This is a genomic window from Streptococcus penaeicida (genome assembly GCF_002887775.1).
GTDB classification, from domain to species: domain Bacteria; phylum Bacillota; class Bacilli; order Lactobacillales; family Streptococcaceae; genus Streptococcus; species Streptococcus penaeicida.
The window spans coordinates 1-15,213 of the sequence record NZ_LOCM01000030.1 but is presented as its reverse complement, the minus strand read 5'-3'; the positions used below and the strand labels follow the sequence as shown (position 1 = coordinate 15,213).

At 34.3% G+C, this 15,213-nt stretch carries 10 protein-coding genes and 2 pseudogenes; 2 read left to right on the top strand and 10 right to left on the bottom strand.

Going from position 1 to position 15,213, the window contains the following annotated elements; all coding sequences use genetic code 11:
- Positions 1–77: 77 nt before the first annotated feature.
- The 7 genes and pseudogenes from AT575_RS08005 to AT575_RS07975 form a co-directional block, all read right to left on the bottom strand.
- Positions 78–1,289, bottom strand: a complete 1,212-nt coding sequence (locus tag AT575_RS08005; protein WP_102777894.1) for an NAD(P)/FAD-dependent oxidoreductase — start codon at positions 1,287–1,289, stop codon at positions 78–80.
- Between the two features lie 32 nt (positions 1,290–1,321).
- Positions 1,322–2,223 (bottom strand): annotated as a pseudogene (locus tag AT575_RS08000) (1,4-dihydroxy-2-naphthoate polyprenyltransferase).
- Between the two features lie 209 nt (positions 2,224–2,432).
- The gene (locus tag AT575_RS07995) at positions 2,433–3,479 is read right to left on the bottom strand and encodes a zinc-binding dehydrogenase (protein ID WP_102777893.1); all 1,047 of its coding nucleotides are present in this window, start codon (positions 3,477–3,479) and stop codon (positions 2,433–2,435) included.
- Between the two features lie 167 nt (positions 3,480–3,646).
- Positions 3,647–3,964, bottom strand: coding sequence for a hypothetical protein (locus AT575_RS07990; RefSeq protein ID WP_102777892.1), 318 nt, complete (start codon positions 3,962–3,964; stop codon positions 3,647–3,649).
- 144 nt (positions 3,965–4,108) lie between these two features.
- Positions 4,109–4,819, bottom strand: a complete 711-nt coding sequence (locus AT575_RS07985; RefSeq protein ID WP_102777891.1) for a class I SAM-dependent methyltransferase — start codon at positions 4,817–4,819, stop codon at positions 4,109–4,111.
- Between the two features lie 26 nt (positions 4,820–4,845).
- Positions 4,846–5,403 carry a nucleotidyltransferase family protein gene (locus tag AT575_RS07980; RefSeq protein WP_102777890.1) on the bottom strand — a complete coding sequence of 186 codons (558 nt, stop codon included), beginning with the start codon at positions 5,401–5,403 and terminating at the stop codon, positions 4,846–4,848.
- Positions 5,404–5,650: 247 nt separating this feature from the next.
- On the bottom strand, positions 5,651–10,507 hold the full coding sequence (locus AT575_RS07975) for a S8 family serine peptidase (RefSeq protein ID WP_102777889.1): 4,857 nt from the start codon (positions 10,505–10,507) through the stop codon (positions 5,651–5,653).
- A gap of 353 nt (positions 10,508–10,860) precedes the next feature.
- Between AT575_RS07975 and AT575_RS07970 the strand changes: the two are divergent.
- Positions 10,861–11,093: pseudogene (locus tag AT575_RS07970) on the top strand (transposase); the annotation flags it as partial.
- A gap of 63 nt (positions 11,094–11,156) precedes the next feature.
- Here the strand turns inward: AT575_RS07970 and AT575_RS07965 are convergent.
- From AT575_RS07965 to AT575_RS07955, 3 genes are all read right to left on the bottom strand, one after another.
- Positions 11,157–11,609, bottom strand: coding sequence for a pyridoxamine 5'-phosphate oxidase family protein (locus AT575_RS07965; RefSeq protein WP_102777888.1), 453 nt, complete (start codon positions 11,607–11,609; stop codon positions 11,157–11,159).
- A 382-nt stretch (positions 11,610–11,991) separates the two neighbouring features.
- Positions 11,992–12,660: an ABC transporter ATP-binding protein gene (locus tag AT575_RS07960; RefSeq protein ID WP_102777887.1), complete on the bottom strand. Its 669-nt coding sequence runs from the start codon at positions 12,658–12,660 to the stop codon at positions 11,992–11,994.
- Positions 12,661–12,669: 9 nt separating this feature from the next.
- On the bottom strand, positions 12,670–13,752 hold the full coding sequence (locus tag AT575_RS07955) for an ABC transporter permease (RefSeq protein ID WP_102777886.1): 1,083 nt from the start codon (positions 13,750–13,752) through the stop codon (positions 12,670–12,672).
- A gap of 769 nt (positions 13,753–14,521) precedes the next feature.
- Between AT575_RS07955 and AT575_RS07950 the strand changes: the two genes are divergently transcribed.
- Positions 14,522–15,043, top strand: a complete 522-nt coding sequence (locus AT575_RS07950; protein WP_004347212.1) for a PepSY domain-containing protein — start codon at positions 14,522–14,524, stop codon at positions 15,041–15,043.
- Positions 15,044–15,213: the final 170 nt, after the last annotated feature.

Genomic DNA, 15,213 nt, shown 5'->3' with positions numbered 1-15,213 from the left:
AATTTTCCTCCGATTTGATGAATCCTTATTCTGTTTCAAGCAGACTAAGGGTAATTGATAAAGTAAATTGGTATATCTTAATGATACAAATCGAAGCGACCTTTGGCAAGAAGTTCTTTCAAACCGCCCATTTCAACCAATGATTTATTCATGATACCTTTTTTAGCTACAGATGCTGGGTAACCTTTGATTTTAGATTTACCAACAAGACCGAAGGCATGTGTGTTACCTACAGAGGCAACAGTTCCAAGTGATTTGTAAGTGAAATCTTCAGTTGCTTCACCTTTAATTTGGTGTAAAAGGTTTTTAGCAGCATGCGCACCCATACGAGTTGCAATTTGTGCTGTTGTTGGGAATGGACGGTCTGTTTCAGGGTCCATAAGGGCAGATACATCACCAAGAATATAAACGTTATCATATTTTGGATCACGGAGATCAGCATTGATGATAACACGACCACGACGTTCCGCAAAACCAGATTCACCCATAACTGGGCTTCCGCTGACACCTGTTGTCCAGATGATTGTTTCAGCAGCGATTGATTGACGTTCAGCATTTTCATCTGGGCTTGTTGCGTAAACAACTTCACCTGGTTTGATTTCTTTGATCATTGAACCAAGCATTAAGTTAACACCAAGTTTTTCAATCAAATCAACACCATATTTAGCCATTTCATCATCAAACATTGGCAAGATACGAGTTGCTGCTTCTACGCAGACAATTTCGATTTGGTCTTCCGCAACACCTGCAACTTGTGCGTAGCGTTTACGTTCATCAACCAAAGCACCAGCTAATTCGATACCAGTGAATCCAGCGCCACATATTAAAAGACGAAGATAGTTTTTATCTTTAGTTTCACGGTATTTTTCCATCATGCGAAGGATATGTTGGTGAATATTGTCAGCAGTATTAATGTCAACCATTTGAAGTGCATTCTCTTTAGCACCGCTGATACCGAAAGTCTCTGAACAGAAACCAAGTGATACCACTACGTAATCATAGTGAAGAGTTCCACTATTTTTTAATTCAGCAGTAGAAGCTTCTGGGTTAACTTTTAAAACATCATCTTGGATAAAAGTGACTTTCTTTTCATCAATAACATCTTTGATTGGGAAAGAGATTTTATCTTTTGGTTGTGATCCAGATGCCACCTCATGAAGTTCAGTCGCTTCATAGTGATAATTGTTACGATCAACAAGGGTAATATGGAAATCACCCGCTTGTTTTTGTAATGAACGTATCGTTTTTAAGCCAGCATAACCAGCTCCTAATACTAAAATTTCTTGCATAATACTCTCCTTATAATATTAATGTCAATTTATTATTTTAAAAATATACCAATAAAGTAGGTTAAAACTTGTGTCAATGATCCTAAAGCTAAAATACGGACAGCACAGATAAAGGTTTCTCTTTTGACTTGTTTTTGCCATAGTAAGCGACTTTGCTTATAAATAAATGGTATCAAAAATAAGCACAATAATACAGTCACTGGGCTAAGCCAAGTAAGAATTGTCCGATAATTGCTAAGATTGCTATGATATTGCCTAATGCAAAGAGCACAAGGCCACCTTTTAGCCCCGTATAGTGGACCAAAGTATAGCGGTGATTACTTTCATCTTCTTCTTTGTCACATAAATTATTAGCTAACATGAGATTCGCTATCCAAAGGGTATTGGGTAGTGAAATCAAGAAAATAGCTGCTAAGTTAGGTAAATCCCATTTAAAATCTTGATAGGTATTTAGGTAAACACAAATCAAAGTAATCACAAAGCCCATGGTAAAACCAGAGAAAAATTCACCCAGAGGTAAACTTGACAAGGGTCTCGGCCCATAGGAATAGAGAATTCCAACACCAAAGCAAAAGAGTCCCATCACTAGTAAGGGCCACCCCACTACTGCGGTTAATAGGATACCAATACTAGCTGAAATGAAGAGAAAAGCCGCCATCAATTTTTCAATCAAACTAATCGATAAGCTTTCGCGTCCAATAATATTGGTATTTGCTTGATAATCCATGTTAATAGCATTTTTATAATCGTTATAATTATCCCACATATCGACAAACATGTTAAAAAAGAACATGGCGATAAAGAACAAAAGAACTAAGAGGGGATGAAGATTATCATAGTAATAATAGCTAAAGCACAAACCAATCAGAAAAGGTAAAACACTTGCTGTTTTAGCTTTCATTTCCACAAGTTCCAAAAATACAGGAATAGTCATGAAAAGCCTTTCTTTTAGATATTCTTTAACCCTTATATTATACTCCAATTTGTTTCAAGAATAAAACAAATGATTTAAAAATTTTTCATTTTCAAGTCCTTTTTGTATTTTTTTGCAATTTTTGTAAAAGAAAACGCATTCTCAGAAAATGAGATGCGTTTCTTCCATTATTTTCAATAACTATGCAAAAAATCTAGCTTATTGGTGATTTACTCGCCAATAACCAACATTGATTTAATGGTTTTACGGTCCTGCATATCTTGGTAAGCCTGATTCACATCGGCCAAATCATAGGTTTGGGTGAAGACACGGCCTGGATTAATATCTCCATCTAAAACAGCTTTCAATAAGACTTTTTTATCATAGGTTGTCACGGATGCTGAGCCGCCCGCAACAGAGATATTTTGAGCAAAGGTAGACCCCAAAGGACGGTTATTATAGTGCGGAACACCAACAAAACCAACACGACCACCATTATGAAGAACGCCTAAAGCCTGATCCATGGCTGCTTCCGTACCAACACATTCTAAGGCAGCATCCGCACCACCGCCGAGAATTTCCCTTACTTTAGCAATCCCTTCCTCGCCACGTTCAGCAACCACTGCTGTAGCGCCCGATTCTAAGGCCATTTCTTGTCGGTCTTGATGACGACTCATCAAAACAATTTGAGAAGCTCCCATCATTTTAGCAGCAATAACCGCACATTGACCAACAGCACCATCTCCAATGACAACAACCTTATCCCCGGCTGAAACCTGTGCACAACGAGCAGCATGATAGCCAGTTGGCATAACATCCGCCAGCGTCAGCAATGATTTAATCATGCCTTCAGAGTAGTCTGAAGGTTGACCAGGAACTTTTACTAAGGCCCAATTGCCATAATGGAAGCGAATGTATTCTGATTGGAAACCATTAGACCAATTACTGTAACCGGGATGATTATCACATGTGCCGTCAAAGCCAGCTCGACAGGCATCGCAATGCCCACATCCGTGGGTAAAAGGAACAATGACGAAATCACCTGGTTGAACTGTTGTGATTTCCGAACCGACTTCTTCGACAATACCTAAGGCTTCATGGCCATCATTGATGGAATGTGCTGCTTTGTTGTCCCCGTGTGAGTATGCCCACAAATCAGAACCGCAAACACAAGCTCTGACAACTTTGATAATCACATCATCATTTTCTTGGATGACAGGTTTTGCAATTTCTTCAACTTGAACTAGGCCTGCTTCTTGGAAAATTGTTGCTTTCATATAATTTCTCCTTATACTTTACCAGTTATATTTTTTAATTATTCTGATAACTTAAATTAAGTATACACCTTAAAGTGGACTTTAAGTCAAGGGAAAGTTTGTATATAAAAAAAAGACCCAGCTGATTCTTATCAACTGAGCCATTTATGAAATACATTTTTTACTTTTTAGCCAATGGCAACCACAACTTGATGTTTGGTCAGACCATATTCCTGCATCAAAAATTCTCTTAAGCTTTTGTCATTCATTTTAGACTGGACATTGTATGAATTGCCGTCACTTGTTTTAGAAACAATCCTAACTTTTCCCACCAACTTCTTGTTTTCTTTCAAGTCAATCGGTCTATCAACATCATGGAAACTTACGACGTATAGAGCACCGACTGCCTTAGCAGCATCAATATTCCCCTTAAAAGGGAAGTAAACGAGAGCCACTAAAAAGGCAAAGCCAAGAAGAGCAAAAAAGGGTTCCAATATATTTTCCATTCTCATATACCTTCTCATAAATTAATATGAGATGAAGTATACTCCTAAACAAATGGGAAATCAAGGGGGTTAGCTATCATATTTAACTATAGCTTAGGGGTATTTCCCTTTAGTTTTTAGCTAATATAGGCTTTCAAAAAAGAATTAATTTTTTAACCAAATGTGTTGTAAAAAGCTAACATCTTTGTAAGGTTTTAAGTCACAGACGGCTAATTCTAGCTGGGTCATTTCTGCAAGCCAATTGTCGCCTGTTTTGAAGGCATTAGGTTGGAGGCTATAAAAGCAGCGAAGTCCCTGATACTTGACCAAGGTCATCTGAGAAGCGTCCAGCAATTCCTCTAAAGAATAAGTAGTGCCTTGCGTGAAAGACACCGACTCAAAGTCTTCACCGTCAAGTAGACCTAAAGCTTTATCGATTCGATTTTCAAAAACTGCTGCCTGCATGACCTTACCGGCCTGATTGTGCTTAATAATAGATAGTTGACCATCTGGCTTCAAGACACGCTTTAGTGCCTGCAAATAGGTCGCACGTTCCTGTGGAGCTACATATTCCAAAACATTGTGGCAAATAATCAGATCGAAAGACTGAGCTTCTAACTCCTCTACCTTTTTGATGCTTCCTAAAATTTTCTGAAAATCTTGCGGTGTCTGGGGATCAAGCATCTCCTCATTGGGCTCGATGGCGATAACCTCATTTTCTTTGGCTAAGAATTGACTGGTCAAGCCAAAGCCTGCCCCGAAATCTAGAATTTTCTGATTTTTGATATAAGCCAGTTGGGCAAAAGTTAATTCATATTGAATTTTACCCCAGGGCTGAGATAACATCTCTTTATAAGATTCTAGATTGACTGACATAGAAATCCTTTCTTTTGCAAATTAATTTATTCAGGAAAATAACTTATTTCAAGCTGTGACCAGATCTTCTTCCAATTCTTTTTGAGCATTCTCTGATTGTATATTTTGTGGCGTTCCGGATCTTCTTGGTAGAAAGGGGTCGGATTGACTTTAAATGCTAGTATATCATTTTCACCATATGGCAAAAAGAGATCTATTTGTTTATCTTGATTTAATCTAGCTGCAATAGCGGTGCATTTCTCAGGAAACTTAGAAATGGCATCCCTGGCACTTTGATACGGCTGAGCATTTGGGGTATGAATATGCATGTAGACTTCATTCTTTACTTCCCAGTCATACTGAGGATATTTTGTTTTGATTTTCTTCTCTAATTCCACTGTCTCCTGATAACTTAAATAAGGATCATAAAAAACCAAATCCACATCCGTCGTTAGAGCTTGTGCTTTATTGGATAGTTGATTCCAAATAAAATTGCGTAAAGTTCCAGCACAAAGCCAAGCATCTTCTAACCCAACACTTTTAATAATGGCTAATATAGCCATTATTTCTGGACAAGAGGCAATCATATTTTTAATTTTATTCACTTTTTGAACCTGCTTTCATTTCAAGAAAACAATTTCCCTATTTTACACAAGAAATCAAATGATTAAAAAACTTTTTACTACTATTCTTATCATTATACTCCTTTTAACAATAATCTTATCGATTAACTGAGTTTTTTGACAAAAACACTACTAATATCTCAGTTTCAGATGACAAGTTCTAGCACCAAAAATTAACTAGCTAAAAAACCTATGACCTTAATACAGCCATAGGTTTTGAGATGTTCCACTAAAATTTTTTACCTTTAATTGGATTTTTTAGGAATATTGCCAGAGACATAACTACACTAAACAGTGCACCAAGCTTAGAACAATCATCTCGGCTTCCAGTTTCTGGTAAGGTATGTCCTCTGTTACCCTGCACTTTTTGTTGATGTTTTTGAGTTTCCTTTATTTTAAGTGGTATAGGATTAATAATATTTAAACCGTCTTGCACCTGTATTACTTCCTGACTATTTAAGTCATCTACCTGTTTTTGGCTCTCATCTTCAGTTAGTGGCAAATCTTTAATTTCCTTCTTTTGAATATTATCAGATTGTGGATCTGTAATAGTGAATGTAAGGATTTGGAATTGTCGTGTATTGCCTTTAAATAATTCAATACTCAGTTTTTGAATCCCTTCTTGCTGTGTTGATAATGGTTCTTTAATACTATAAGAAGTGCCTTCTCCAACTTCTATTAAGTCATTAATTGAGTACTCTTTTCCTCTTTCAAGAATACCTTGTTTAACTTTAACAGGCAGAGTACTTGTTTGATTCCAATAACTTTTTGCCGTTACAAGTGTACTTGCTTGAATCACATTCTTTTTATCTTGGTAAGTCGGATCAATAACAACTACATAATGGTCTTCATCGCTATTTCCATACCTATCTTCTAATCTGACACAGATTTTTTGCTTATCTTTAACTGGCATTGTATAGGACACAAATTTTTGATTTTTTTGATAATAGCCGTCTAAACTAAAGGAATCAATCATATCATTATTGACGTATAGTTTCCAAAAATCAAGATTATCTTTTACACTAAATTTCATAGTAAGTTGGTTGGTATTTGTTTTGATAATACCTTTATAATATCCTAGTTGTGAGGTATCACTTTCGTTGTCATTTTCAAAATCATCCAAATCGTCAGAATCGTTAGAAGTATCTAATACAGGAGTTAAATCTTCATCGTCTTTAAAGACCTCTTTGTTGAGTAACTCTAAAGTCGGAGTTTCTAAGTCTACAAAAATGAAATAATTTTTGTGAAAGACTGTGGAACCTTTCTCATCAAGAATATCAACATAAACGAGATTATTCCCATTTGCCAATTTGAGCTTATCCGGAACTTTTTTAGTATTATACTCCTGACTTTCCTTATTATAAGAGTCGTTTTCATATTTGAGTGTTGTATCATACATTGCTTTGTATGGATCCGAAAGATTGTTTTGAAGGCTATTGTATTGAGTATTGATATTTCTAACACGAGCTTGATAGCCTTTCTTAAGATAAATAGCATAGTCTAAAGTTGCTATTTTTGAGTTATCATCATAAGTAATATGATTTTCTTGAAGACTAGCTAGTGTATGCAAAGTAATTTCTTTTCCATGCGTCAATACTATATTATGAGCATCTATATCCGAGTCTTCATCATCCTCTTCGTCATCGCTCCAGTCATCGTCATCATCATCTGAGTCTGCTCTATCTTCTAGTTCGTGTCTAGCTAGACTATGGAGGTCATTTTCAGCCTCATCATAATCATCATCTGATTTTTTAGGCTGATAGTTATAGTTTGAAAGCGTCTCTTCTTTAACCGTCAGTTTCCCATTTTGGTCAAGGACTACTGTTTTTTCACAGGCGTTCCCTGCAATATCAGTCGCTACAATCCTTAAAGTGACTTGTCCTCCTTCTTTTTTCGGAATTTCGACAACATAGGAGTCGTTTTGGTCTTTGCTTACATTTAAAGCTTCATATCTATAGCCTTTTTCTAATGATACCTTAACGGATTCAACTTTATGGTTATCTGTCGCACTAATTTGAAGTGTTTGCTTTTTATACTTCAAGTCAAAGTCTGGTTTTTCATTATCAATTAAAATTGGTAAATAAATAGTTTCGAATTCATCCGATTTCCCAGCTTTAGCACGAATTCTAAAATAATATTGGCCCGGATCAGCTTTCTTCAATTCTCCAAAGCTATTTTCGTCATGGATTTTACCATCCCATAAGATATCGCTGTCAATATTTTCTAACTTAGCTTTAAGGTCTGCACTCTCACGGTAAGTACTTTCCATATACTTGAACGGGTAATGTCCAACTTTTAAAACACGGACAAGCTGATCTTTCTGTTCTCCTTTAACAATGGCTACATCGTAGTCACTAGCATCTCTTAAAAAGATAAGTCGTGGTCCAACTTTACGATTTAGATTCGTTGTCATCGCATAATCTTTCGGATTTACTGCTTCGTCAGACTCATGTTTAATTAGAGGCTCATAATCGTTTTTATCATGTTCCAGATATTTTTCCTTAACAAGTTCAACAAGATGTGTGTTAGCGTCTTTATCCCACGCGGGCTTGTCTAAAACTGCCTCACTATTCCAATCCCCCATAAATCCCATAAATGGAACACTTAAATGTGGATGTTTTCCATCATGTGACTTGAAGTAAAGATAGCCTTCAATGAAATCATTAATTAATTCCGAACTTTGCAAATTAAAGGTGATTTCCATACTACCCTTGGCTGCTAAAGTAAGCTGTTTTGGACCAGACAACTTGACATCACTTAGGATATTCGGAATGACAGCTTTTATTTTAACTGGACCATACTCATCATCTCGAGTGACTTCTTTAACACTTGTTGTAAAAATATCTCCCATTTCAATGTCAAAAGTTTGGCTTTGGTTACTCATATTATGTAAAGTCAAAGTAAAGGAGTGGTCCTTACCTATCTCACCTAATGATGCTCCACCACTTCGCTTACTTCTAATTAATACCTCAGAGTTAAAAGCTTTATTCACATTGATAAAACCAGCCCCTTGTTGTCGAGGAGAATGCTCAATCTCTTTTCCCAGATCAGAAGCTTGATGATTAATTAATGGAGTTGCCGTGTTCATCAATAAAATTTTCATGATATCACTGTTAGTTAATTGAAAGCGGCTTTTTAATTCTGGGTTCTGATTAATCCATTCTTTAACTTTAGGCAATAGCAAAGCTGCTGAAGCGGCAACGTGTGGCGATGCCATTGATGTCCCGGAACTAATGAAATAGTCATCATCATTCCTAGTAGAATAAATATATTCTCCTTGTCCAAGAAGATCAGGTTTCATTTCTAAACCAAAATTTGGCCCCCAACTACTAAAGCCAGAAACACCGTTTTGATCAGCAATAATATATGGCTTAAGCTCCGTTTTAAATTGGAGATTTACTTTTTTGTTTCCAAGCTTTTGGACCTTGTCAATTAACTCTTTACCGTCATCATGTGATAATGAAATAACCCAATTTTGTTTTAAATCCAAGTCATCATATCCCATAACAGGTGCCCTATGATAATTTCCACGTGTAGAAGAAACAATCTCATTCACTAAAATAACACCTTTTGAGTTTTTCAAAAATCGCTCAACTTTCATTTTTAAAGATTCATCTCCACGTTGAATAAGAACGACTTTATCCTTATAACTGTCATTATTTGGATTATACTTGGCAATATCCTCTGGTGTCCCTTTTCCTAAATAGATAATGCCGAAGTCTTCTTTGTTTTTTGGTAAGCGCTTAATAGAATGTGCACCAACTTCTGTGAATGGGTACTCTTTCCCATCAATCAAAACTCTTGGTAGTGGAACAACCATATTGTTGATCGACCCAACTCCGATTGCTGATTCTGTTGCCGCAACTCCTACCGCTGTCGAGGTGTCTTTTAATCTATATTCATTATCAACATAAGTATCGTAAGAATTGGTGGAAGCTGAACCTGCGTAATTCCCCATAGCCGCAACTACAATTATACCTTCATCCGTAGCTTTCTTAACTGCGGCGTAAAAGTCATCATCAGATAAACCACTTGCTCGTTCACCGATACTCAAGCTAATGATGTCAGCTTTTCGTCTAATAGCGTCATCAATAGCATGGAATTTTGAATCTGGACCGACATAAGATGGATTATCTTCATCTTTAGGTTCCGTTGAAAAAACACGATAGGATAAAATTTGTGCATTTGGTGCAATACCTTTAAAGCCTCCAGGGATTTTTGAGTTCCCAGCCAAAATACCAGCAATATGCATCCCGTGCGGACGATTACTTCGGTCTTTTATATCGTATGTTCCAGTCAAATAATTAAAACCAAAAGGGATTTTTTCTGTAAAACCCAAGTCCTTATTAGCTGCTAATTTTAAATGCTTTTTAACATTTGGATCTTGATCAATTGTCATATCCTGACTATTAACGTCTGCACCAGAGTCGACAGAAGCAATGACAATTCCCCGTCCATCAAACTTTCGATCATTTGTCGATTTAATATAGGAATCAATTAATTTAGTGAGAGCTTCTTTTTCTGACTTTTCTAAATTTGTATTAGCAATTTCCTTGATATTCTTGACACCAACCAGTTTATTTAAATAATAAGAAAATTGTTCTGGGACTTGAATATTAACCTTGGAATCATTGAGGCTCTGTTTCCCTTTTTCCTCTTTTTTTGCTAACATTGCAATTAGCTCGTCATTAACATACTTGGTTTTCTGATCAAATTCTATTTCATATTCTTTTATTCCATGACTAGAAGCCTCATCAGCATTTTCTGACCTTATTGGCTGTTCTAAATTAACATGATTTGTAGGTAGAGGCTCACTCTTATTAGTGCTTTCATTTTCTGAATTAGTTTGCTCAACAAAAGCAGAAGACTGATTTGTTGCTTTCTCTTCATAAATTGACATAGGACTCGAGGAATTACTAGCATTTTCCACCTCTAGAGAACGAGACTCATCAGCTTTTACCTTGGAGAGATAATTACTTGTGTTTTCATTTTGTGATTCAGCTGCTGCTGCCTGACTAGTTAAAAGTAAGGTTAGCGGACAAACTAAACTTAAAATAGCAATTTTACAGATTTTTTTCTCTTTCATATTTATCCTTCTAATCGGCAAATGTTTTTAACTCCGTTTATTTTTTTTTATTAAGCTCGCTTAATTTATTACATTATACACTATCGAAATCGATTTCTGCAATGCTTATTTCATAAAATTAGAAAAGACTTAATATTTTTTTAATATTAAAACAAACGTCACTCAATGAAGGGAGGGGTTCAAGCCTAGAAACACATACTTGTAAAACAAAAATACAATAGAAGTCTTCTGAGATGTTAATCATGAAAAAGAAACAGCCTCTACTGTTTCTTTAAATTAATATTATTTTATCGGTTTATTAATCTCTTTACCAATTCCAAATCCACATCCTCAGTCAAATGTTCTTAATCCATGGGATGAAACCCTCAATGTCTCGTAAAGGCAATAGCTTAGACAATGGCATGATGGAATCTTTCTTTGGAACACTGAAAACAGAAATGTTTATGGGTTTGAGAAAGAATTTACTTCCCTTGAAGCACTGAAAAAAGCTATTTCAGAATATATCAACTACTACAATACTAAACGAATCAAACTAACATTAAAAGGACTGAGTCCTGTGCAATACAGAACTCAATCCTTTGTTTAAATATTTAGTCTAACTTTTGGGGGTCACTTCAGTTCTTGTCCAGCCTATAATGTTTTGTATGCCTTATGTTATTGATTTAATGTATGGTTCTTTGGTAGTGCCAATTGAGTAAACATACTTATGACCTTGCGTCATACTGTGATAGAAACCTTCACCGTCATAGATTTGGAATGCTTGCATAGTATTACTTTCTTCGTCAGTATAGATAAAGTTATAGTAGGGATTATTGGCAAAAATGGTTCGCAATTCTTCATTATTAATAGGGCGAGCCATTCCTTCAATTCGAATAACCTGTGTCAGATAATCATCTTCGACCATGGCTGTCAAAGCAATGCGTTCATCACCCATAAGCTGTTGGTAAAAATGCGTTTTAGGACTGGTCATAAAGAAAACACCTTCTTCATTTGCAGCAACAATGTGTGCATGCCGTGCATGTGGTTTTCCATCTTTATCAACTGTAGCAAAGACTCCGACTTTCATGTCTTCAATGATAGTCATAATTTCTTTAATTTCCATAACTTTTCTCCTGTAACCGCTTTTACTATAGTATATCAAATTTTAGGATAAGATGTTGTGAATAAAGGTAAATCAAATATTGAACTTTGAAAAATCAAAAAGACAAAGTATAGAAACCTTGTCTTTTCAATTATACCGGCGGTCGGGGTCGAACCGACACGTCCGTGAGGCACTGGATTTTGAGTGCTACCAAACACTTTTTAAAGTCAACAAACACTTATTTAATAAGGTTTAAGTTTTGGAAATTAACTTAAAAACTAAGTAATTTTGAGATTTTAGTAACTTTTTCGTTACTTGTTCTAAATATGCAAATGATGTGTCCTTCGTTTATATGAAATAAATTTTTAAACCATCTGAATATAAAATGTTACTATTAATGATTTTATCTTTGTTGCTTCAATACACCATCACGTATCTCAAAAATTTTATCACATGATTCAATCATCCTTCTATCATGTGTTACCATAATGACGGTCTTTTGTTTTTCCTTGCACTCTTTCTTTAAAAGTTCTACAACTTCATAAGCTTTTTCTGAATCTAAGCTTGCCGTTGGCTCGTCTGCCAAAACAATAGCTGGATCATTATAAAGTGCTCTGGCAATAGCTAATCTCTGTCTTTCACCACCTGATAAGTCCCTTGGTAATTTATTTTTAAGGTGAGTAATACCTAAATCCTCAAATAAAGATTCTTGCAATTGATTATTTTCATTTTTCATTAGTTTATCAACTAATTCAAGTTGCTGTTTAGCTGTCAAAAAAGGAATCAAATTAGAGGCTTGTAAAATAAATCCAATATCTTTAAACCGCAATTTTGATCTTTCTTTTTCATTTAAAGAAGTAAAATCATTCCCATTTATGATAACATGTCCTTTTGATGGCGTTTGTAAACCACCGGCTATTGTTAAAAAAGTAGATTTTCCTGAACCGGAAGGTCCAATTATAGCTATAAACTGGCCTCGCTCTGCACTAAAATTCGTTTTTTTAAGGGCAACAATTTGTGTTTGACCATCTTTAAAGGACTTCGTTACATTTTTAAATTCTAAAACATTCATATTGTTCTCCTATCCAATCGCTTTCAAGGGATCTATTCGGATAATAGCAAATACAGAAAATAATGTCCCTAAAATAGAAAAGAGTATCATACTCATAAAAATAATACCGTAAAAGAACCAGTTCCCTTGAAATGGTACTGTTTGTGGAAGTATTAGGGAACTCGCCCAATTTGCTAAAAGCCCTAAACTACTTCCAAATAGACTTAGTAAAAAAGTTTGTGTTAATACAGCATTTACAATAGTTTTATTCGAAATACCTTGTGCTTTCATGATTCCAAAAATCGGTGCTTTTTGAATTGTTAATACATACATAAAAATTCCAATAATTATGGCTGAAATAATAACTAAAAATCCGATCATAAAACCGAATGTAATTGTCTGAGCACTATATCCTGGTAATTTTTTTATAAAAGTTTCAAGAGATAGTTTTTGAAATTTATCTTTATCATATTTTTTCAATTCTCCTTTTATTACAAAAGCATTAACTTTTATATCATGATTAGTCAATAGTGATTGGACTGACGAATCTATATTTTTAAAACCACCAAGTGTCATATAAATAACGGGAGAAACATTAAATGTTGCTTTCTGGCTAATACCTACTATCTCATATTTTTGGATCGAGTTTGCTAAATATATTTTATCATTAAGTTTAAAATTAGACTTATCTGCAAGAGACTTATCAATAATTACTTCCTTATCAGAAGTGATGGAACGTCCTTTGATAATTTTAGGTTTTAAAAACTCATCCTTATTTATACCAAATATACTAACTTTTTCTTTATCTGACTCTTTTGGCTCTTGTTTATTCCAAGCAACTGTGCTTCTTTGAGCTAAAGTTGCTAATTTTGATGCTTCAATATTATTTTTTTCACTAATTTTTATAGAAGATAAATTTAGAGTACTATTTGCATCCTTAGACAACAAAACTGTATCTGCTTTCCATAAATCGATAGCAGATCGGTTTTCCTGTATCAACCCATAGGCTAAACCTGATAAAAAATACATAAGATAAGCAACTAGAAATAGTAACCCTACAATCAAGGAATATCTAAGTTTCGATTCTTTTAGTTCATTTATGGCTAAAAACATATAATCTCCTTTTTCACTTTTTATTAGTTGAATTTATACTCTCTCGTATGTATTATATTAATAAAACTACTCTAATAAAAACTCAATGATCCAATAAATAGATTTTTCAAATATACAAAGACTCACCGTTGAACATTGAATTGACTAGTTCAATGTTGTTGTTCAAATTATAACATAAAGTATTTAATATTTTTCCTCCAATTTTAATTTGGTGTGTAAAATATCTTGTGTAAATACAAAAAAGGAATAAATCATATATAGTATAGTGTAGCCGATTCACAAATTTTATCTCCACTAATTATGATGTTTAGACCATAATTAAAACACTCTATAATTCTAGTTTACTAGATTTCAACTGGAGTGGTTTCTTATGTCTTAATTTAAGGGTTCAGTGCACTCTTTGGTTACCTATTTTATAAATACTTATTATAGAAAAATTATCCCAACTTTAATAACTTCTATAAATGCTACTGTTAACAAAAATAAAGCAGTTATAATTTAACAGGTAATGAAACATTACTTTGTTCTATAAAACTACCTGTATTATCAGGCAAAGTAATATTATAAGTAAACGAATTAGATTTTTTAAGGAGATGTAGGAATACAATAAATTAACATATTAAACAAATAAATAAAACACTTAGTGAATGTTTTTACAATTTTTTGACGAAATCCATAGGTATGTCATTTTTTTAAAAGACCATATCTCTTTACAAATAAGTGGTCACTTGGTATAATATATTTAAATAAATTTAGAAAAGGTGATTATATGAAAAAAACATTTACATCTACCCTAGTATTATTATCCGCTCTAATTTTAACAGCTTGCTCTGAGGGTAATACAGGCAAAAGTATTTCTGAAGATAAAGCAACTGATATTGCATTAAAAGATGCTAAACTAAGTAAAAAAGAAGTGTCTAATTTCCAAATTAAGTCTGATAAAGAAGACGGAAAAGCTACTTATGAAATTGATTTTGATACAGACAAAAAAGAATATGATTATACTGTAAATGCTAAAACTGGTAAAATTATAGAAAAATCTACTGATAGCAAAGGATTATCCGGAGCTAAAGATTTAACTAAGGACTCTATCTCCCAAGATAAAGCTAAAAGTATTGTTTTAAAAGATGCTAATGTTAAAGAAGCAGATACATCTATGATGTCAATTGAAAAAGATATGGATGGAACAACTAGCACTTATGAAGTAGCTTTTACAGCTAACAATAAAGAGTATGAATACACTGTAAATGCTAAAACCGGCGAAATAATGGAAAAATCTACTGAAAACTAAGATAAGTTATTAAAAAAACTCCAAAAATAAGACAAACTAAAATGAGGCTGGGACAAAAGTCTTCATAACTAATAAAAACAGAGACTCACGTTTGATGTGATTCTCTGTTTTTAATTTCTTATCATTCTCTTATTGTATTTCAGTAGATTATTGGCCATGAGGACCAAACC